General features: G+C 61.2%; 21 protein-coding genes. 8 read left to right on the plus strand and 13 right to left on the minus strand.

The features are described from left to right. The first annotated feature begins 24 nt into the window (after window positions 1-24). The 4 genes from WDB86_RS11740 to WDB86_RS11755 all read left to right on the plus strand — a co-directional run bounded on the left by WDB86_RS11740 (window position 25) and on the right by WDB86_RS11755 (window position 2743). A complete protein-coding gene (locus WDB86_RS11740; protein WP_406735988.1) occupies window positions 25-552 on the plus strand; it encodes a hypothetical protein in 528 nt (175 codons plus the stop codon). A 79-nt stretch (window positions 553-631) separates the two neighbouring features. Beyond that, complete coding sequence (locus WDB86_RS11745) at window positions 632-2002, plus strand: glutamate--cysteine ligase (RefSeq protein ID WP_339108321.1); 1371 nt, start codon at window positions 632-634, stop codon at window positions 2000-2002. Window positions 2003-2080: 78 nt separating this feature from the next. Beyond that, window positions 2081-2368, plus strand: coding sequence for a hypothetical protein (locus WDB86_RS11750; RefSeq protein ID WP_406735989.1), 288 nt, complete (start codon window positions 2081-2083; stop codon window positions 2366-2368). A 78-nt stretch (window positions 2369-2446) separates the two neighbouring features. Further along, window positions 2447-2743, plus strand: a complete 297-nt coding sequence (locus WDB86_RS11755) for a hypothetical protein (protein WP_406721344.1) — start codon at window positions 2447-2449, stop codon at window positions 2741-2743. Window positions 2744-2776: 33 nt separating this feature from the next. Here the strand turns inward: WDB86_RS11755 and WDB86_RS11760 are convergent, their stop codons facing one another. From WDB86_RS11760 to ettA, 8 genes are all read right to left on the minus strand, one after another. Then, window positions 2777-3181 (minus strand): DUF805 domain-containing protein, encoded by a 405-nt coding sequence (locus tag WDB86_RS11760; protein WP_406735990.1) that lies wholly within the window; start codon window positions 3179-3181, stop codon window positions 2777-2779. Window positions 3182-3239: 58 nt separating this feature from the next. Next, window positions 3240-3845, minus strand: a complete 606-nt coding sequence (plsY, locus tag WDB86_RS11765; RefSeq protein ID WP_339108317.1) for a glycerol-3-phosphate 1-O-acyltransferase PlsY — start codon at window positions 3843-3845, stop codon at window positions 3240-3242. Window positions 3846-3899: 54 nt separating this feature from the next. Then, window positions 3900-5183: a dihydroorotase gene (gene pyrC, locus WDB86_RS11770; RefSeq protein ID WP_339108316.1), complete on the minus strand. Its 1284-nt coding sequence runs from the start codon at window positions 5181-5183 to the stop codon at window positions 3900-3902. A gap of 9 nt (window positions 5184-5192) precedes the next feature. Next, the gene (locus WDB86_RS11775; RefSeq protein ID WP_339108315.1) at window positions 5193-5762 is read right to left on the minus strand and encodes a hypothetical protein; all 570 of its coding nucleotides are present in this window, start codon (window positions 5760-5762) and stop codon (window positions 5193-5195) included. Beyond that, window positions 5759-6220 (minus strand): hypothetical protein, encoded by a 462-nt coding sequence (locus WDB86_RS11780; RefSeq protein WP_339108314.1) that lies wholly within the window; start codon window positions 6218-6220, stop codon window positions 5759-5761. Before WDB86_RS11780 ends, WDB86_RS11775 begins: the two co-directional genes overlap by 4 nt. Next, on the minus strand, window positions 6213-7187 hold the full coding sequence (locus tag WDB86_RS11785) for an aspartate carbamoyltransferase catalytic subunit (protein WP_339108313.1): 975 nt from the start codon (window positions 7185-7187) through the stop codon (window positions 6213-6215). The genes WDB86_RS11780 and WDB86_RS11785 overlap by 8 nt, the downstream gene beginning before the upstream one ends. Window positions 7188-7260: 73 nt before the next feature. Then, entirely contained in the window at window positions 7261-8157 is an 897-nt protein-coding gene (locus WDB86_RS11790; protein WP_406735991.1) for a GIY-YIG nuclease family protein, read from the minus strand. A 60-nt stretch (window positions 8158-8217) separates the two neighbouring features. Then, the gene (ettA, locus tag WDB86_RS11795; protein WP_339108311.1) at window positions 8218-9873 is read right to left on the minus strand and encodes an energy-dependent translational throttle protein EttA; all 1656 of its coding nucleotides are present in this window, start codon (window positions 9871-9873) and stop codon (window positions 8218-8220) included. Window positions 9874-10121: 248 nt separating this feature from the next. Here ettA and WDB86_RS11800 point away from each other — a divergent pair, with 248 nt between their 5' ends. The 3 genes from WDB86_RS11800 (at window position 10122) to WDB86_RS11810 (ending at window position 12030) form a co-directional block, all read left to right on the plus strand. Then, entirely contained in the window at window positions 10122-10664 is a 543-nt protein-coding gene (locus WDB86_RS11800; protein ID WP_406735992.1) for a hypothetical protein, read from the plus strand. Between the two features lie 258 nt (window positions 10665-10922). After that, complete coding sequence (locus WDB86_RS11805) at window positions 10923-11159, plus strand: hypothetical protein (RefSeq protein WP_406735993.1); 237 nt, start codon at window positions 10923-10925, stop codon at window positions 11157-11159. A gap of 109 nt (window positions 11160-11268) precedes the next feature. Continuing rightward, entirely contained in the window at window positions 11269-12030 is a 762-nt protein-coding gene (locus WDB86_RS11810) for a potassium channel family protein (RefSeq protein ID WP_339109444.1), read from the plus strand. Here WDB86_RS11810 and rimO read toward each other — a convergent pair. From rimO to WDB86_RS11830, 4 genes are all read right to left on the minus strand, one after another. After that, window positions 12027-13421 carry a 30S ribosomal protein S12 methylthiotransferase RimO gene (gene rimO, locus WDB86_RS11815; protein ID WP_406735994.1) on the minus strand — a complete coding sequence of 465 codons (1395 nt, stop codon included), beginning with the start codon at window positions 13419-13421 and terminating at the stop codon, window positions 12027-12029. The genes WDB86_RS11810 and rimO overlap by 4 nt on opposite strands. Window positions 13422-13535: 114 nt before the next feature. Beyond that, entirely contained in the window at window positions 13536-14462 is a 927-nt protein-coding gene (gene argF, locus WDB86_RS11820) for an ornithine carbamoyltransferase (protein WP_406735995.1), read from the minus strand. Window positions 14463-14503: 41 nt separating this feature from the next. Continuing rightward, complete coding sequence (locus WDB86_RS11825) at window positions 14504-15700, minus strand: aspartate aminotransferase family protein (protein WP_406735996.1); 1197 nt, start codon at window positions 15698-15700, stop codon at window positions 14504-14506. Between the two features lie 272 nt (window positions 15701-15972). Continuing rightward, the gene (locus WDB86_RS11830; protein WP_339108305.1) at window positions 15973-16782 is read right to left on the minus strand and encodes an ABC transporter permease; all 810 of its coding nucleotides are present in this window, start codon (window positions 16780-16782) and stop codon (window positions 15973-15975) included. A 270-nt stretch (window positions 16783-17052) separates the two neighbouring features. On the opposite strand from WDB86_RS11830, the gene WDB86_RS11835 reads away from it, so the two are divergent. Beyond that, window positions 17053-17703: a GcrA family cell cycle regulator gene (locus tag WDB86_RS11835; protein ID WP_406735997.1), complete on the plus strand. Its 651-nt coding sequence runs from the start codon at window positions 17053-17055 to the stop codon at window positions 17701-17703. 165 nt (window positions 17704-17868) lie between these two features. Here WDB86_RS11835 and WDB86_RS11840 read toward each other — a convergent pair whose 3' ends face one another. Further along, on the minus strand, window positions 17869-18036 hold the full coding sequence (locus WDB86_RS11840) for a hypothetical protein (RefSeq protein WP_339108303.1): 168 nt from the start codon (window positions 18034-18036) through the stop codon (window positions 17869-17871). Window positions 18037-18043 lie beyond the last annotated feature (7 nt).

Here is an 18043-nt window from a genome sequence, read left to right on the forward strand (position 1 = left end):
CGGCAGGACCCAAGCAAGAGTTCCGTGACTATCTCTCAGCAGGCCCCTGCCATGATCCGTCCCGAACTCCGTCACGCGCTGGCGCGCCATTCCGAAGTGCTGCTGGCGCTTGTGCCTCTGGGCTTGGGGCTATGGCTGTGCCGGCTGGGCGGCTGGGTGCTGCTGCCTGCGGGGCTGGCGCTGGTGGCGGCGGCCCTGGCCTGGGCGGTGGTGGCCTGGCGCAGGCTGCGCTTTGCCCGCGATGTGGGCGCGCCGGGCGTGGTGGAGATCGACGAGGGCCAGATCGGCTATTTCGGCGCGGGGCGTCTGCTGGGCGGGCAGGTGGCGCTGCGCGATCTGGCCGAGATCCGGCTGTTGCATCTGAACGGTCGCCATCTGTGGCGGCTGAAGACCGCGGACGGGCAGGCGCTTCTGATTCCCGTCGATGCCGCGGGCGCGGCGCAATTATACGACGCCTATGCCAGCTTGCCCGGAACCGACATGCGGGCGATTTCCGCGGCATTGGATCAGCGCGTGACCGCACAGGTTTTATGGAAACGTGCATCAGGATAGACTGTCATTGCGCTTGACTTGATCGCGTAATCGTCACACCTCTTGCCCTTCCAAGGGCCACAATGAATTAGGAGCGTCCATGTCCATTCCGCAGCAGGGCGGTGGCCCGATCGAAGATTTCGCGCAGCTCGCCGCCTATATGGCCGAGGGTGAAAAGCCCAAGGATGCATGGCGTATCGGCACCGAGCACGAGAAATTCGGCTATTGCGAAAAGGCCCAGAAGCCGCTGCCCTATGAGGGCCCCTGTTCGATCAGGGCGATGCTGGAAGGGCTGCGCGATACCTATGGTTGGACGCCTGTCGAAGAGCAGGGCAATATCATCGGCCTGACCCATAATGGTGCCAATGTCAGCCTTGAGCCGGGGGGCCAGCTGGAACTGTCGGGTGCGCCTTTGGAGACCATCCATCAGACCTGCGACGAGGTAAACCAGCACCTGCGCGAAGTTCAGAGCATCGCTGACAAGATCGGCGCGCGGTTCATCGGGCTGGGTGCTGCGCCGCAATGGTCCGAGGCCGAGATGCCGATGATGCCCAAGGGCCGCTACCGGCTGATGACCGACTATATGGACAGCGTCGGCACCATGGGCAAAACCATGATGTACCGGACCTGCACGGTTCAGGTGAACCTCGATTTCGCCTCCGAGGCCGATATGGTGCAGAAGATGCGCGTGGCGCTGTCGCTACAGCCGGTGGCCACGGCGCTGTTTGCCAATTCGCCCTTCCTTGATGGCAAGCCCAACGGGTTCAAATCATGGCGTGCCAATGTCTGGCAGAACCTCGATGAGGCCCGCACCGGCATGCTGCCCTTCGTGTTTGAAGAGGGCTTCGGCTATCAGGCTTGGGTGGATTACGTCCTCGATGTGCCGATGTATTTCGTCTATCGCGACGGCAAATATATCAACGCGCTTGGCCAGTCTTTCCGCGACTTCCTGAAGGGCGAGCTGCCCGCGCTGCCGGGCGAGAAGCCGACGCTTTCGGATTGGGCGGACCATATGACCACCGTCTTCCCCGAGGCGCGGGTGAAGAAATTCATCGAGATGCGCGGGGCCGATGGTGGCCCGTGGCGCCGTCTTTGCGCTTTGCCTGCCTTCTGGGTGGGGCTGACCTATGACCAGTCGGCGCTGGATGCGGCATGGGATCTGGTGAAGGGCTGGGATCACGAGACCCGAGAGGGGCTGCGCCGTGCGGCGGCGAAAGATGCGCTTCAGGGCGAATATAACGGTATCAAGCTGCATGATCTGGCGCGTGAAGCGGTTGCGATCTCGCGTTCGGGGCTGAAATCCCGCGCCAAGCCCGGCTCGGGCGGGTTGGTGCCGGATGAAACGCATTTCCTGAACGCGCTGGAAGAAAGCGTGGATTCGGGCCGTGTACCTGCCGATGAGCTGCTGGAGAAATACCACGGCGAATGGCAGGGCGATCTGTCCAAGATCTACAGCGAGTATAGCTACTGATTCTCGGTTGAACTCTCTGTGATAATCCGATCAAAGGGCGCGGGGTATTTTTCCCGCGTTTTTTTGTCGGAGTTTGACATGCAGAATTTCATGATTTCCTCTTACCGGAAACTGGTTGCGCTTATTATCGTTCTGGGAATGATCGGCGTTGTCATCTGGGCGGGCACGCAGGCCTATCTGCTGTCGGCAAACCCCTATGGCGGTGACGCTGGCATGGCGATTCTGGCCTTTATCGGCATCCTGATTGGCGGCGCGCTCTATGTCATCCTGATTGGCGGTGCGCTTTATGTGGGTCTCGGGATCTATGACAACACCAAGAAAATGGCCGAGCTTCTGGAAAAGCAGCTCGAGAAAACCTCGGCCTGAGAGACAGGCTCGGGAACAGGGCGCAGGCTTTCAGGCCTGCGTTTCCATTTGAACTGTCGAGGTCCGGAAGGAAAACCCATGCAGAACCTTGTCATGCGCGCCTATGCGGTGGCGCTCCTTCTGCTGGCGGTGCTCGGCTTTGCGATGATCGTCTTCTCGGCGGTGGATCTGTTGATGCGCGGATACCTGCCGCTGGTCTTTGTCGAAAGCCGGTTGATCGTTTCGACGATGACCGCCACCATCATTACGACGGTGCTGTATCTTGTGCTGTGGGTGATGGTCTGCGGCGCGCTCTATCTGGGGCTGGGGATATATGCCAACCTGCGTCGCTGTGCCAAGCTGTTAGAGGCTCTGGAGGCCCGCACGCCCTCCTGAGTGTCACGGCCCTAGGCGTTACGGCCCCAGGCGTTACTGTTGCGGTTCGGGGCCGAAACGGTTTGGCCCCGGACGGGTGCGGCCCAGCATGAACACGAACAGGATGATCTGTCCGACCGGCGGCAGGACATGCAGCAGAAGCCACCACCCGCTGCGGTCGATATCATGCAGGCGGCGCACCGAGACCGCCAGAAGCGGGATCACCACGCAGAGCGAGAAGAGGAACTCCAGCGGGCCACCGTTCGAGATGAACCATGCGCGCCCATTGCCCGCACCCATCGACAGCCCGCCGAAGATCAGGCCGTCAAGAAGGCTCAGGACAATGTTGGCCAAGAGGAAGAACAGGATGAACAGCCAGAATTCGCTGCGCGTGGCACGCCCCGAAAAATTGGCATAGTCCCGTGTCAGGCAGGTTCGGATGATGGTCTGGAAGCGCATGGGGAGCCTTCGGTGTTTTCCGCATAACGGCGGGACGAGGGGGCGGGTTCCCTGTTCCCTAGCCCTTCTTGCCGATCTTGGGTTCTGCGCCTTGGGCAAGGCGCGAGATATTCGCGCGGTGACGCCAGAAGATCAGCACCGCCAGCAGAGCCAGCAGCAGCATCAGTTGACGTTCGCCCATCACAAGGGCCAAAGGCACACTGAGCGCCGCCGAGACCAGCGCCGAAAGCGACGAGATACGGGTGACGATGGCTGTCAGCAGCCATATGCCGCAGGCGGCAAGGCCCAGCGGCCAGCACAGCGCCAGAACCGTGCCAAGGAAGGTCGCAACCCCTTTACCGCCACGGAATTTCAGCCAGACAGGGTAAAGGTGGCCAAGGAAGGCAAAGCCCCCCGCAAGCTGCTCGGCCAGCGGGTCGTTCAGGAAATAGCGCGCCAGTAGCACGGCAATCGCCCCCTTGCCCGAATCCAGCAGCAGGGTCGCCAGCGCGGCGGGCTTGTTGCCGGTGCGCAGCACATTGGTCGCGCCGATATTGCCCGACCCGATCTGGCGCAGATCTCCCAGACCGAAGGCGCGTGTGATCACGATACCGAAGGGGATCGACCCCAGAAGGTAGCCCAGCAAGGACACGAGGGCCAGAACGGCCGGAAGATGTTCGGTCACCGGAGGGCTCCTTCTTCGGAAAAGATGTGGCGTTAGGGGAGGCCTGACAGGGGGTCAGGCGCTTTGGGCTGTGCGGTCGAAAACTTTGCGGCCCGCCACGAAGGTTGCAAGCACTTTGCCCTCCATGCGCTGACCGTCAAAGGGGGTATTCTTCGATTTCGACTGCAATGTCCACCGGTCCAGCACGAAAGGTGCGTTGGGATCGAAAAGAACGAGGTCGGCAGGCGCGCCTTCCTGCATCCGCCCCTGTGCCAGCCCCAACCGTTTGGCGGGGTTGAGCGACATCGCGCGGAACAGTTGGGGCAGCGACACCGCCCCCGCGTGATAAAGCCGCATTGCGGCGGGAATGAAGGTCTCGAGCGCGACAGCACCAGAGGCAGCCTCTTCATAGGGCAGGCGTTTGGATTCCTCATCCGCCGGCGTGTGCATCGAGCAGATGATGTCGATCACCCCGTCTGCAACAGCCTGCGCCATTGCCAGACGGTCTTCCTCCGAGCGCAGCGGCGGGGTGAGTTTGAAGAAGGTGCGGTAATCGCCCACATCCAGCTCGTTCAGCGTGAGGTGGTGGATCGAGATGCCCGCCGTAACATCAAGGCCCGCCGCCTTGGCGCGGGCAAGGGAGGGCAGGGAACGGGCGGTGGTGATCTGGTCGGCGTGGTAGCGCACGCCGGTCATCTCGACCAGGGCCAGATCGCGTTCCAGCCCCATCCGCTCGGCCATCGGGGAGACGCCGGGCAGCCCGCGCAGCGAGGCGAATTTGCCCGAGGTCACCGACGCGCCTCTGGACAGGCCCGGATCTTGCGGATGGCACACCACCAATGCGCCCAGCGAGCGGGCATAGGTGAAGGCGCGCGACAGAACCTTGGTGTCGGTGGTGACATGGGTCACATCGCCAAAGGCCAGCGCGCCCGCATCCATGAGAAAGCCCAGCTCGGTCATCTCGCGGCCTTCGCGGCCCTTGGTCAGCGCCGCCATATGGTGGATGCGCACAGGGGCCTGCGCGGCGCGGCGGGTCACGAATTCCAGCGTCTCGGGGGTGTCGATGGCGGGGGTCGTGTCGGGGCGCGCGATGATCGTGGTCACGCCGCCTGCCGCCGCCGCAAGCCCTGCGGTGCGGAAACTCTCACGGTGGCGCTCGCCCGGCTCGCCGATCTTCACGCCCAGATCCACGATGCCCGGCGCCAGATATTTACCGCCGCAATCGATCACTTCGGCATCTTTGGGTGCCGACATCTGGCCGATCGCCGCGATCTTGCCATCGTCAATGATGACATTGCCGGTGGTTTCGGTCAGCGCCTCGGGATCGATCAGGCGGGCATTTTCAAGAAACAGGGTCATGGGGTCACCTCACTGGCTGTGGCCTGCCCGGATCTGGCGGATCAGGTCGGAGACTTTTTCAGCGTCTGTAATATCGTGGAAATAGGCGGGGACGGCATCATGGACGGGCGTGTCATCCAGACGCAGGGTTTGCGGGCGGCGCTGGCGCGTGCCGATCTGCACCGAACTGGGATCGGCCTCGTCCAGACGTCCGGCGGCGTCATCGACAAAAAGCGAGAAGCGCGAGAGCTTGGCATTGGTGGCCGGTCCGGTGGCGATATAGGCGGCACGGTCGGTCAGCAGATAACGCTCGGCATGGGGGTTGCGGCGGATCGCGATGATCTGCCCCACCAGCCAGACCAGCGCGAGCAGGCCGAACACCACGGGCACTTCCAGATCCCGCCGGGCGGTGGCGAAAAAGGCGGTCCAGAGCACGGCGATGGCCAGCAAAAGGGCAGGCCCCCGTGCCTTGTTATGCAGCACCGACCCCATCCGCATACCCTGCCAGAGCACGGTTTCCTCGGCGGGGATGCGACCGCTCCACGGGGCGCCAAGGTGGCGATGCGGCAAGGAAGGGGTCAGGCGCGCCATCGTGGTCATGGCTGCGTGCTGGCCCGGCTTGCGCGGGCGGCCTCGATACGGGCGATGGTTTCCTGCGCATCGGCCATATGCTCGATGCGGAAGCGCCGCCCCTCGGTATTGATGATCTGCACATCGCCCAGAAACGGCACCATTTTCTGGATGTCGAGCAGCAGGATCGAACGTCCGCGCGGCCCGATCAGCCGCCGGTCGGTGAGACACCAGATGGTCGAGAAGACCCGACGATAGGCCATCATCATCCCGAAAAGCTGCGCCATCACGATCATGCCCAAGAGGGCCATCAGGTTCTGCCCCGAGGTGATCAGATTGCCGACAAACAGCGCCACAGCGAAGCTGGCCGTGATCCAGAATGCCTGAACCGAGAAGAACCGCCGCCGGTCCGCACGGAACACGGCCAGCCGTTGCTCCTGTGGGGCAAGATCGATGGCAGGGTCAGGCAGGGGGGCGGTCTCAGGCATAGGTGCCTTCATGACCTTCGCTGAGCGCACGGCCACGCTCGGCGCGCAGGTTGCGGGCCAGAAGGTCCATGCAGGCCTGACGCACGGCCACGCCCATCTCGACCTGCTCCTGAATGACCGAACGGTTAATATCGTCGGCGATGGTGCCGTCAATCTCCACGCCGCGGTTCATCGGCCCCGGATGCATGACGATGGCATCGGGCTTGGCGTAAGACAGTTTTTCGGCATCCAGCCCGTAACGGTGGAAATATTCGCGCTCGGACGGGATGAACCCGCCATCCATCCGCTCTTTCTGCAACCGCAGCATCATCACCACATCGGCATCCTGCAGGCCTTGGCGCATGTCCTCGCAGACCTCCACGCCCAGATCGGCCACGCCCGAGGGCATCAGCGTCGGCGGCCCGACCAGACGCACACGGTTTTCCATCTTGCCCAGCAGGATCATGTTGGAGCGCGCCACGCGGCTATGGGTGACATCGCCACAGATCGCCACCGTCAGGCGCGAGATCCGGCCCTTCTCGCGGCGGATCGTCAGCGCATCCAGAAGCGCCTGAGTCGGGTGCTCGTGCTTGCCGTCACCGGCATTGAGCACCGCGCATTCCACTTTCTGCGCCAGCAGATCCACCGCGCCCGAATTCTGGTGGCGCACCACCAGCAGGTCGGGATGCATCGCATTGAGCGTCAGCGCCGTGTCGATCAGCGTCTCGCCCTTTTTCACCGAGGAGGTCTGCATCGACATGTTCATCACATCCGCGCCCAAGCGCTTTCCGGCCAGCTCGAAGCTCGACTGCGTGCGGGTGGAATTTTCGAAGAACATGTTGATCTGGGTCATGCCCGCCAGCGCATCGGTTTTCTTGACCGTGCGGCGGTTCAGGTCGACATATTGCTCGGCCAGATCGAGAACGGCGAGAATATCTTCCTGAGAGAGATGCTCTATCCCCAGAAGGTGCCTTTGCCGAAACGCCATTGCAGCCACTCCTTATCCCGCGATGTTGGCGGGCTTATCGCAAATCAGAAGGGCTGCGTCCAGAGCGGATGGGTTATTCGGCGGCATCGATTTGTTGGTCTTTCCATGCGCCATAGGTTAGCGAGCTGCCTTCCAGGAGCCAATCGGTTCGACCATTCCGGCTTGTGCCGAAAAGAAATACAGCCGCCGCACTCGGGCTGGTAAAAGCGATATCGGCGTCGAGACGGAAGGTCTCCGCGTTCACTCGAATGGCCTGGCCGCTCTCGAAGGCTTTCTCGCGCAGGGCCTGATAGCGTTCGGTGAAGGATACACTTTCGTTCAGGCTGCCCGTGCTGCCAGACAGGACAACGAATTCGCCCTCGGTTTCAACCGCGCGGGCTCTGATGCCTTTCTTGCCATTCGACGTGACGAAATGGGGGAGCGGGGCTTCGGCCCGAAGAGATGGTGCCGTTTCGGTTTTGGGACGGCGGAAGAAATCGACCCCGATGACCGGAAGGACCAGCTGTAGTTCTTCGAGAAACGTGTCCATGTCGGAAATATCGGCACGGGGTAGGCGGGTGAAATCAGGCTCTGTCCTGTTGTGGCTGACGGCTTTCTTGGCCTCGCGCAAAAGCGTGATCAGGCGGCCCTCAAGGTATTTCACATGGGCCTTGGTGAGGTTCATGTCCTTGCTGGTCACGGCAACGAACCTTTCCCAGAATTCCTTTTCTGGATCTTTGGCATGCTGGCGCAGGCGTAACGAGATGTCGTCTCCTTCGCCAATGTAAACGCGGGGCAGGTCGCTTTCCCCATCATCGCCAAAAATAATATAGACGCCGGTGCGTTTGAGCTCTTCTTCCTTGAGCGCCGCTTCAAGTCGTGTGCGCGGCCCCGCCAGAACATGGCCTGTCCAGTTCATGATTTCGGCGGTCATCAGGCCGGTGGGCGTGCCCTCGAGCAGGAACAGGCGGATAGAGCGGCCCTTGGACATATGAAAACCTCCGCAAATCAATGCGGAGGTTTGTGGCATGGTTCGTAAAACCCGTAAAGCTTAGCGGGTGAACTTCTTGTATTTCACGCGCTTGGGCTCCACGGCATCGGGGCCGAGGCGGCGGATCTTGTCCTGTTCGTAATCCTCGAAATTGCCCTCGAAGAATTCGACATGGCCCTCGCCCTCGAAAGCAAGGATATGCGTGCACAGGCGGTCAAGGAAGAAGCGGTCGTGCGAGATGATCACGGCAGACCCCGCGAAATCCTCGATGGCCGCTTCCAGCGCCTGCAGCGTTTCCACGTCAAGGTCGTTGGTCGGTTCGTCGAGGAGCAGCACGTTGCCGCCCGATTTCAAGAGCTTGGCCATGTGGACGCGGTTGCGTTCCCCACCCGAGAGGAGGCCCACTTTCTTCTGCTGGTCGGCGCCCTTGAAGTTGAAGGCCCCGCAATAGGCGCGGGATGCGATCTGCGCGTCGCCCAGCACGATCATCTCTGCGCCTTCCGAGATCTCTTCCCAGACGTTCTTGTTGGGGTCGAGCGCGTCTCGCGACTGGTCGACATAGGACAGTTTCACCGTCTCACCGACCTTGATCGTGCCCGCATCGGGGGTCTCGTTGCCGGTCAGCATCTTGATCAGCGTGGATTTCCCCGCGCCGTTCGGACCGATGACGCCCATGATGCCGCCCGGCGGCAGCGAGAAGGACAGGTTCTCGATCAGAAGCTTGTCGCCCATGGCTTTGTTCAGGCCCTCGACCTCGAAGACCTTGCCGCCCAGACGCGGGCCGTTCGGGATGACAATCTGCGCCTTGCCCACACGGTCCTTGACGCCCTCATCGGCCATCTTCTCATAGGCGGCGATCCGCGCCTTGGATTTGGCCTGACGGGCCTTGGCACCGGCACGGATCCATTCGAGTTCTTTCTCAAGGACCTTCTGCTTGGCCTTGTCCTCGCGGGCCTCCTGCTCCATGCGCTTGGCTTTCTGTTCCAGCCAGCTGGAATAGTTGCCTTCCCACGGAATACCGCGACCGCGCTCCAGTTCGAGGATCCACGAGGTGATATCGTCAAGGAAGTAACGGTCGTGGGTCACACAAAGGATGGTGCCTTTGTATTCGATCAGGTGCTTTTGCAGCCAAGCGATGGTTTCGGCATCAAGGTGGTTGGTCGGTTCGTCCAGAAGCAGCATGTCGGGCGCTTCAAGCAGCAGCTTGCACAGCGCGACACGGCGACGCTCGCCGCCCGAGAGGGTGGCCACATTGGCATCATCGGGCGGGCAGCGCAGGGCTTCCAGCGCGATATCCACCTGACTGTCGATATCCCACAGGTTCTCGGCGTCGATCTCGTCTTGCAGGCGCGCCATTTCATCGGCGGTCTCGTCGGAATAGTTCATCGCCAGCTCGTTATAGCGCTCGAGCTTGGCGGTTTTGGCGGCGACGCCTTCCATCACGTTCTCGCGCACGGTCTTGGTGTCGTCGAGTTCGGGCTCCTGCGCGAGATAGCCGACCTTGGCACCTTTGGCGGCCCAGGCCTCGCCCTGGAAGTCCTTATCCATGCCCGCCATGATCTTCAAAAGCGTGGATTTACCGGCGCCGTTCACGCCGACAACCCCGATTTTCACGCCGGGCAGGAAGTTGAGACGGATGTTTTCAAAGCATTTCTTGCCACCGGGATAGGTCTTCGAGACACCATCCATATGGTAGACGAATTGGTAGGACGCCATGCGAATTCCCTTTGTTTCGAGGCAGGATTGGCGCCCCTTCTAGTCGGAATCGGCTCTTTATAAAAGAGGGCAAGCGCATTGAGTTAGTAAGCTTGCTTATATCTGTCAATGTGCATTCATACACATTAGCATGCTAACTAACTGCCTTTTATTCGGATCATAAACCTACATATTTGTTTCATACAACGAACGAGACCCCGGCTGGCTCAGCTACCGACCGAGATCTCTAGGAAAACTGGAGAAATGAAATGAAACTTACGAAATTTGCCGCCGCCGCAATCCTTGGTCTGACCGCTTCTGCAACTGTTGCCGCCGCTGCGCCGCTGAACTACCCGATGCTGGCACGCAATGGTGTCGACGTGACGCAATATAGCGATGCGGAAGCCCGCCAGATCAACGCCGCCCTGCGCGACGGGGATGTCTCGACGGCGCGGTACTATATCAACCATGAGGATCGGGCGGTGGAACATACGGCCGACGTCAATCCGGGTACGGCACAACTGGCCGCACAGCTTGGCCTGAATCCGGGCAACTATACCACGGCCGAGCTCGAGAAAGTCAGCACCTCGCTGCGCAATGACAACATGGAAGCTGTGGCTTTCGTCGTGAAACATGAAGATCGTGCGGTGCCCGGTGCCAAAGGTGTCGTCACGCCTGGCAAAGCCCAGATTGCGGCCCAGCTTGGCGTGAACCCCGCCGACTATACCGATGCCCAGCTTGATAAAATGCTGCTGGATCACATTGGTAGCGGCAATGACGGGATGATCACCGCTAAATATATCAACAAATAATCTCTGCGATCTCCGTTGATCACAGACTGGCCCGCCGCAAGCGGGCCAGTTTTTTCTAAGATGAAGAAATACGCGGTTTTCACACGCCCTTGCCAGTTAAATGGCCCAAATATGGAGGCGCGCAGAAAGTCTGTGCTGCGCCGCACATATCTTCTAAGCAAGCTTTTGTTTCTTTTCGCTGCTGCGCAGAATATATCAATTTCATGACGGATCGAACCGATTGGTTCACCTTGGATCCATGTTTAAAAAGATTACGCTATGAAACGAATAGTCCTCTCCCTCTGTTTGGCCCTTTCGGGCGTGACTTTTGGCGCGTCCATGTCTGTGGCACAGGATGCGGCGCGCAATGCAAAAATCGCCGAGATTTTGCGCGCGAATGGGATGGAATTCGTGACAACCGATCTGAAGACGCTGAAATTTGCCGAGGACACCCCTGTGGTACAGCAAGACCAGCCAGCGCCCGTTGCCGCGCAAGACTCCGACGGAAATTCGTGACCTTCCGGCCCGCCTTGACAGAAGGCTTGGGGCCAAAGGCAAAAATGCTTTAAATTCCCGTGGCCTGTGGCATATCAAAGGATATGTCCCAACCGATAGGCCATTGACCATGATCGAGTTCCTGCGCGCCCTTTACGAGGGCGAGACCGACCGCGCGCATCGTTTTCGCTACGGGCTTCTGGCATTTGATATCGTGACGGTCGTGTTTGTCGTGGTCACGTCGTTTGTTCCGCATGATGTGGTGATTACGGTGATTGATGCGGTGATCGGTCTGGCGATCGTGGCCGATTTTCTGGCGCGTCTGCTGATCGTGTCGCGCCGGTTCCGGTTCTGGTTCCAGCCTGCCACCTTGGCCGACCTTATCGCGATGGTTTCGTTTCTCCTGCCGCTGGCAGGCGAGGGGCTGGGCTTTCTGCGGGTCTTGCGGACGCTGCGCTTGCTGCATGCCTATCAGACGCTATCCCGCCTGCGTCAGGACTGGCCGTTTTTCCGCAAGCATCAGGATGTGCTTCTGGCGGCGATCAATCTGGCGGTGTTCCTGTTCGTAATGACGGGGCTGATCTATGTCACGCAGGAAGGCGTGAACGACCAGATCAACAATTACGCCGACGCGCTCTATTTTACCGTCACCACGCTGACCACGACCGGATTTGGCGATATCACCCCCAAGGGCGAATGGGGGCGGATGATTTCCGTGGCGATCATGATCTTTGGCGTCACGCTGTTCTTGCGGCTGGCACAGGTGCTGTTCCGGCCCACCAAGGTGCGCTACGAATGCAAGACCTGCGGGCTAAGCCTGCATGACGCCGATGCCGTGCATTGCAAACATTGCGGAGCAACGGTGCATATCGACACCGAAGGGCAGCTTTAAACCAGCCGCCCCCAGAGGTCGTAATCCGAGGCCTCATCCACCTCGACGGTGACCATATCGCCCACGCTGAGGGTTTCGAAACCCTCGTCGATGAACAGGTTGCCGTCGATTTCCGGTGCATCGGCGCGGGTGCGGCAAGTGGCGCCTTCCTCGTCGATCTCGTCCACGATGACCTGTTGCAGCGTGCCGACCTTGGCCTGAAGCTTGGCCTCGGAGATCTCCTGCGCCTTTTCCATGAAGCGGTTCCAGCGGTCCTGTTTGACCTCGGGGTCCACGTGGTCGGGCAGGTCGTTCGAGCGCGCCCCATCCACATTTTCATACTGGAAGCAGCCGACACGGTCGAGTTGCGCCTCGTCCATCCAGTCCAGCAGATATTGGAATTCCTCTTCCGTCTCGCCGGGATAGCCCACGATAAAGGTGGATCGCAGGACGATCTCGGGGCAATCCGCCCGCCAAGCGGCGATCTCATCCAGCGTCTTGGCCGAAGCTGCGGGCCGCGCCATGCGTTTAAGCACATCGGGATGCGCGTGCTGGAAGGGGATATCCAGATAGGGCAGGGCCAGACCTTCCGCCATCAGCGGGATCAGGTCGCGCACATGCGGATAGGGGTAGACATAATGCAGCCGTAGCCACGCCTCGGCCTCTTTCACCATCTTGCCCATCTCTCGGGTCAGATCGGTGATATGGGCGCGCACCTCGCCGCCTTTCCACGGGGAAAGGTCATGCTTGCGGTCCAGACCATAGGCCGAGGTGTCCTGAGAGATCATCAGGATCTCGCGCACACCGGCTTCCAAGAGCTTCTCTGTCTCGCGCAGGATCGCATGGGCCGGACGCGAGGCCAGTTTGCCCCGCATATCGGGGATAATGCAGAATTTGCACTTGTGGTTACAGCCTTCCGAGATTTTCAGATAGCTGTAATGGCGCGGCGTCAGTTTCACGCCCTGTGCCGGCAGCAGGTCCACAAAGGGGTCGGGCGCGGGCGGCACAGCACCATGCACGGCATCCAGAACCTGCTCGAATTGCTGCGGGCCGGTCACCGCCAGCACCTTGGGATGCACGCCGGTGATATAGTCGGGCTCGGCACCCAGACAGCCGGTGACAATCACCTTGCCGTTTTCCTTCAGCGCCTCGCCAATCGCCTCAAGGCTTTCGGCCTTGGCGCTGTCCAAAAAGCCGCAGGTATTCACGATCACCGCCTCGGCGCCCGTATAGTCGGGGCTGATCGCATAGCCTTCGGCGCGCAGGCGGGTCAGGATGCGCTCGCTATCCACCAGAGCCTTGGGGCAGCCAAGGCTGACCATGCCGATCTTCGGCTGACCCTCGCGGACGGGTTCGTCCACACGGATGCGGGGCGCAAGGTCGGGGCGCAGGTTCGGAGGGTTCTGGCTCATGTCGCTTCCCATGCATAAGGTGGCTAAGGCGAAGGGCGAGCCAAGGCCCGCCCTTTTCAGGTGCAGATACTCCCTCAAGGGGGCATGCTGCAAGTCATTTGCCCGAATGCCGGTTTATTTGCCCAAGCAGTAGCGCATCACGGCCTTCTGCGCATGCAGGCGGTTCTCGGCCTCGTCAAAGATCACCGAATGCGGGCCATCCATCACCTCGCTGGTGGCTTCGTCATTACGGTGCGCGGGCAGGCAATGCATGAACAGCGCATCGGGATTGGCGTGTTTCATCAGCTCGGCGTTGACCTGATAGGGGCGCAGCTGGTTGTGGCGACGCTCCTTGGCCGATTCGGGGTCATGCATCGACACCCAAGTATCGGTGACAATCAGATCGGCCCCTTCGACGGCCTTCACCGGATCGCGCTCGATCTCGCATTTCACGCCCATATTGCGCGCGAAATCGATCCATTCGCGCTCGGGGTCGAGGGGCTGCGGGCCGGTAAAGGTGAAATCGAAGCCGAACTGCCCTGCTGCATGCATGAAAGAGGCGCAGACATTGTTGCCATCGCCCGACCAGACCACTTTCTTGCCCTTGATCGGGCCGCGATGTTCCTCGAAGGTCATGATATCGGCCATGATCTGGCAGGGGTGGGTGCGGTTGGTCAGACCGTTGATCACCGGCACGCTGGCATATTCCGCCATCTCCAGAAGGGTCTCTTCCTCGAAGGTGCGGATCATGATCAGATCGACATAGCGCGACAGCACACGGGCGGTATCGGCAATCGTCTCGCCGTGACCAAGCTGCATATCGGACCCCGACAGCACCATCGTCTGCCCGCCCATCTGGCGCACGCCCACATCAAAGCTGACGCGGGTGCGGGTCGAGGGCTTCTCGAAGATCAGCGCAACCATATGACCGTCCAGCGGTTTTTCCGCATCGGGGGTGCCTTTGGGCTGGCCCTTGCGCGCATCCTTCATGGCGCGCGCCTGATCGATCATGGCCCGTAGGTCGGCCTGCGAGGTGGTATGGATATCAAGGAAATGGTTCATCGGTCTTGCTTTCTGTCTCCCGAAAGGTTCGGGCTTTCGGGTCAGTTAGTCTTGGCCTCAAGGCTCTGGACTTCAAGGCTCTGGGCGGCTTTATCAAGGCGGGTCACGGCCTCGGCCAGATCGTCCTCGGAAATATTCAGCGCGGGCAGCAGGCGCAGGACGTTATCGCCTGCGGGCACGGTCAGAAGGTGCTGCGCATAGGCCGCTTGTACCACATCACCGCAGGGCACCTTGCATTTCAGGCCCAACATCAGCCCCATGCCGCGCACCTCCTCGAAGACGTCGGGATGGGTGGCCACAAGACCTTCCAGCTTCTGCCGCATAAAGCCCGCCTTGGCGTTCACGGCCTCAAGGAAGGCCGGATCATTGACGATCTCGATAACTTTCGCGCCGATCGCACAGCCCAGCGGGTTGCCGCCATAGGTGGAGCCATGCGTGCCCGCAACCATGCCCGATGCCGCCTCTTCGGTGGCCAGCACGCCGCCCAGCGGGAAGCCGCCGCCAATGCCCTTGGCCATCATCATGATGTCCGGCGTCACCCCCGACCATTCATGCGCGAAGAGCTTGCCGGTACGGGCGACACCGCATTGCACCTCGTCAAAGATCAAGAGGATGCCGGTCTCGTCACACAAAGCGCGCAGAGCCTTCATCTCGGCTTCGGGCAGCGGGCGGATACCGCCTTCACCCTGCACGGGTTCGATCCAGATGGCGGCGGTCTTATCGGTGATGGTGGATTTTAGAAGATCCATATCGCCCCAAGCGATCTGGTGGAAACCGGGCAGCAGCGGGCCAAAGCCCTTCACCATCTTCTCGGCATGGGGCACAGCCGAAATCGCACCGGTCGAGCGGCCGTGGAAGGCGCCATCGAAGGTGATGATCTCGGTCCGGTCCACGCCTTTCGAATACCAGTATTTCCGCGCCATCTTGATGGCGAGCTCGGCGGCCTCGGTGCCCGAATTGGTGAAGAAAACCGTATCGGCAAAGGTGTTCTCGACCAGCATATCCGCCAGCTTCTGCTGTAGCGGGATCTGGTAGAGGTTCGACACATGCCACAGCTTCTGCGCCTGATCGGTCAGCGCCTCGACCAGTTCGGGGGCAGCATGGCCCAGCACATTCACCGCGATACCGGCCCCCATATCCAGATATCGGCTGCCATCCTCCGTCTCGAGCCAGCTTCCCGACCCGCGGGTAAAGGCCAGCGGTGCGCGGTTATAGGTGGGCAGGACGGACGGTATCATGGCATGAACTCCATAAGGGAAGGCCCATTTGGTGCGACGAACCCCGCAGGGTGTCAATGTCTCGGGCCGGACTGATGCTGTTTTAGGAAGGGATGTGGCAATTGGCCACGTCTGATCACCCGCCGCAGGGCGGATCGGCGCGCATTAGCGACGTCGGATAGGCGAAATATGGTCAAAGCCCGTAATCATGCTGCATTCCTTAGCCGCCGGCTCGTATGTTGTAAATCGGATTCGCACGCTTTCTGCCGCGCTGGCCCGAAGGCGCGCGCCCCTCAGGCTTTCAGACGGAAACCGATGCGGAACCAGTACCATGCCAAGCCCAGAACGATCACGAGCCACAGCGCGATCACTCCCAGCCCCTGCACCGGCGAGGCATCCGACGTGCCGATAAAGCCGTAGCGGGCCCCATCAATGAGGAAAAAGACCGGATTCCAATGCGAGAGCGCCTGAAAGAACGGGGGCAGGGCCTCGACCGAATAGAAAGTGCCCGACAGGAAGGACAGCGGTGTGATCACGAAATTGGTGAAGGCCGCCATCTGGTCGAATTTATTGGCCATGATGGCAGCCAGCATCCCCAGACCGCCCATCAGCATCGCGCCCAGGATCACGAAGGCCAGCGCCCAGAGCGGATGGGCGATGCCCTGTCCGATGGTCACAAACAGCCCCGCCGCAATCACGACCGCCACCAGAAGCGAGCGCCCGATGGCTCCGGCCAGATAGCCCATCAACAGCTCCCACGGGGCCAGCGGGGGCATCAGCGTATCGATGATATTGCCCTGCACCTTGGCGACCACGATGGAAGACGAGGTATTGGCAAAGGCGTTCTGGATCACGGTCATCATCAGAATGCCGGGGGCGAGGAATTCCAGAAACGGCACGCCCATCATATCGGCACGCCCTTTGCCGAAGGCCAGCGCGAAGACCACCAGAAACAGCCCTGCGGTGATCAGTGGCGCCAGCACGGTCTGTTGCCACACGGCCAGAAAACGGCGGTTCTCGCGCCAGCCAAGGCTATAGAGGCCCAGCCAGTTCACCCGGCCAAAGCGCCGTATTCCCATCTCGCGATTTGCGTGTCTGTCCATCAGTCGTCTCGTTTCCCGCTTGGTCCGGTTCCGGCGGAGCTCGGGGCCGCCAGAGCGCGTGGTCTGTGCCTCTCTACCTAGTGGGCGCAACGCAATCGGGCAACTAAGGCACAGTGCGTCCGAACTCTGCACAAGAACACAGCTTCTCGTGCTCAGACATCTTGAAAAGCAGGGCATGGCGGGGTAAATCCATAGCTCTTGATATTCCGGAGCCGGAAATCCCGTGGGAAGCTATGGGCCCGTCCGGACCGGAACAGTGAAAGGAAACCCATGTCCTGGACCGATGAACGCGTCGAAATTCTGAAAAAGATGTGGTCCGAGGGCCAGTCTGCCAGCCAGATCGCAAAGGAACTGGGTGGGGTGACCCGTAATGCCGTCATCGGCAAAGTGCACCGTCTGGGTCTGTCCAACCGGACCGCAACCACCGCCGAGGCCGCAGCGCCCGCCTCTGCGCCCAAGCCTGCGGCCGAGGCCAAGCCCGTGGTCGAGCCCAAACCCGCGCCCGCTGCGCCGCGTGCAGAGCCGAAAGCCGCGCCCGCCAGTGCGGCTGTGCGTCCGGCTCCTGCGCCGAAACCCGCCGCTGCCAAGCCCGAGCCGGTCGAGACGACAGAAGTGGCCGAGGCCGCACCGGCGCCCATGCGCCGTCAGATCATTCCCGCAGGCCAGCCGCTGCCGCCGCAGCCTTCGGCCAACGAGATCAGCCCCGAGGCACTGGCCCGTGTGGGCGAGATCGAGAAACACGCCAAGAAGCTCACCCTGATGGAGCTGACCGAGCGCACCTGCAAATGGCCGATCGGGGATCCTGCTACGGATGATTTCTGGTTCTGCGGCCTGCCGACCCAATCGGGCAAACCCTATTGCGAGGCGCATGTCGGCGTTGCCTTCCAGCCGATGAGCTCGCGCCGCGACCGTCGCCGGTAACGCCCGCGCCGTTCTCCGGCACACCGTTGGAATAGCCAAAAACCCGCAGCCGGATGGTTGCGGGTTTTTCGGTTTCGGGCATCCGGCTCGGGCATTTGTCGCGGGCGTCCGGCTTTGGCCCCCGTTGGGACGCTCGGCCTTCGGGCCGGATCGGCGGATGGGTGATCAGTGGGCGGTTGCCGCACCGACCGTGCCGCCAACCACAGCCCCTGCAGGCCCTGCCACAAGCGCGCCGCCAAGGCCGCCGGTTGCGGCCCGCTCGGTCGCGTTATGGCCGCAGGCCGCCAGCAGGGCGAGAACAGCAAGAGCGGGGGTCAGTTTCACGAGTTTCATCGAAATC

Source organism: Thioclava sp. GXIMD4215, from assembly GCF_045291555.1.
Lineage (GTDB): Bacteria > Pseudomonadota > Alphaproteobacteria > Rhodobacterales > Rhodobacteraceae > Thioclava > Thioclava litoralis.

What these genes read in the sequence shown, in the direction of transcription:
- WDB86_RS11745 (WP_339108321.1), top strand. Translation starts at nt 632, where the DNA reads ATGTCCATTCCGCAGCAGGGCGGTGGCCCGATCGAAGATTTCGCGCAG.
- WDB86_RS11750 (WP_406735989.1), top strand. Translation starts at nt 2,081, where the DNA reads ATGCAGAATTTCATGATTTCCTCTTACCGGAAACTGGTTGCGCTTATT.
- WDB86_RS11755 (WP_406721344.1), top strand. Translation starts at nt 2,447, where the DNA reads ATGCAGAACCTTGTCATGCGCGCCTATGCGGTGGCGCTCCTTCTGCTG.
- WDB86_RS11760 (WP_406735990.1), bottom strand. Translation starts at nt 3,181, where the DNA reads ATGCGCTTCCAGACCATCATCCGAACCTGCCTGACACGGGACTATGCC.
- pyrC (WP_339108316.1), bottom strand. Translation starts at nt 5,183, where the DNA reads ATGACCCTGTTTCTTGAAAATGCCCGCCTGATCGATCCCGAGGCGCTG.
- WDB86_RS11775 (WP_339108315.1), bottom strand. Translation starts at nt 5,762, where the DNA reads ATGACCACGATGGCGCGCCTGACCCCTTCCTTGCCGCATCGCCACCTT.
- WDB86_RS11780 (WP_339108314.1), bottom strand. Translation starts at nt 6,220, where the DNA reads ATGCCTGAGACCGCCCCCCTGCCTGACCCTGCCATCGATCTTGCCCCA.
- WDB86_RS11785 (WP_339108313.1), bottom strand. Translation starts at nt 7,187, where the DNA reads ATGGCGTTTCGGCAAAGGCACCTTCTGGGGATAGAGCATCTCTCTCAG.
- WDB86_RS11790 (WP_406735991.1), bottom strand. Translation starts at nt 8,157, where the DNA reads ATGTCCAAGGGCCGCTCTATCCGCCTGTTCCTGCTCGAGGGCACGCCC.
- ettA (WP_339108311.1), bottom strand. Translation starts at nt 9,873, where the DNA reads ATGGCGTCCTACCAATTCGTCTACCATATGGATGGTGTCTCGAAGACC.
- WDB86_RS11800 (WP_406735992.1), top strand. Translation starts at nt 10,122, where the DNA reads ATGAAACTTACGAAATTTGCCGCCGCCGCAATCCTTGGTCTGACCGCT.
- WDB86_RS11805 (WP_406735993.1), top strand. Translation starts at nt 10,923, where the DNA reads ATGAAACGAATAGTCCTCTCCCTCTGTTTGGCCCTTTCGGGCGTGACT.
- WDB86_RS11810 (WP_339109444.1), top strand. Translation starts at nt 11,269, where the DNA reads ATGATCGAGTTCCTGCGCGCCCTTTACGAGGGCGAGACCGACCGCGCG.
- rimO (WP_406735994.1), bottom strand. Translation starts at nt 13,421, where the DNA reads ATGAGCCAGAACCCTCCGAACCTGCGCCCCGACCTTGCGCCCCGCATC.
- argF (WP_406735995.1), bottom strand. Translation starts at nt 14,462, where the DNA reads ATGAACCATTTCCTTGATATCCATACCACCTCGCAGGCCGACCTACGG.
- WDB86_RS11825 (WP_406735996.1), bottom strand. Translation starts at nt 15,700, where the DNA reads ATGATACCGTCCGTCCTGCCCACCTATAACCGCGCACCGCTGGCCTTT.
- WDB86_RS11830 (WP_339108305.1), bottom strand. Translation starts at nt 16,782, where the DNA reads ATGGACAGACACGCAAATCGCGAGATGGGAATACGGCGCTTTGGCCGG.
- WDB86_RS11835 (WP_406735997.1), top strand. Translation starts at nt 17,053, where the DNA reads ATGTCCTGGACCGATGAACGCGTCGAAATTCTGAAAAAGATGTGGTCC.
- WDB86_RS11840 (WP_339108303.1), bottom strand. Translation starts at nt 18,036, where the DNA reads ATGAAACTCGTGAAACTGACCCCCGCTCTTGCTGTTCTCGCCCTGCTG.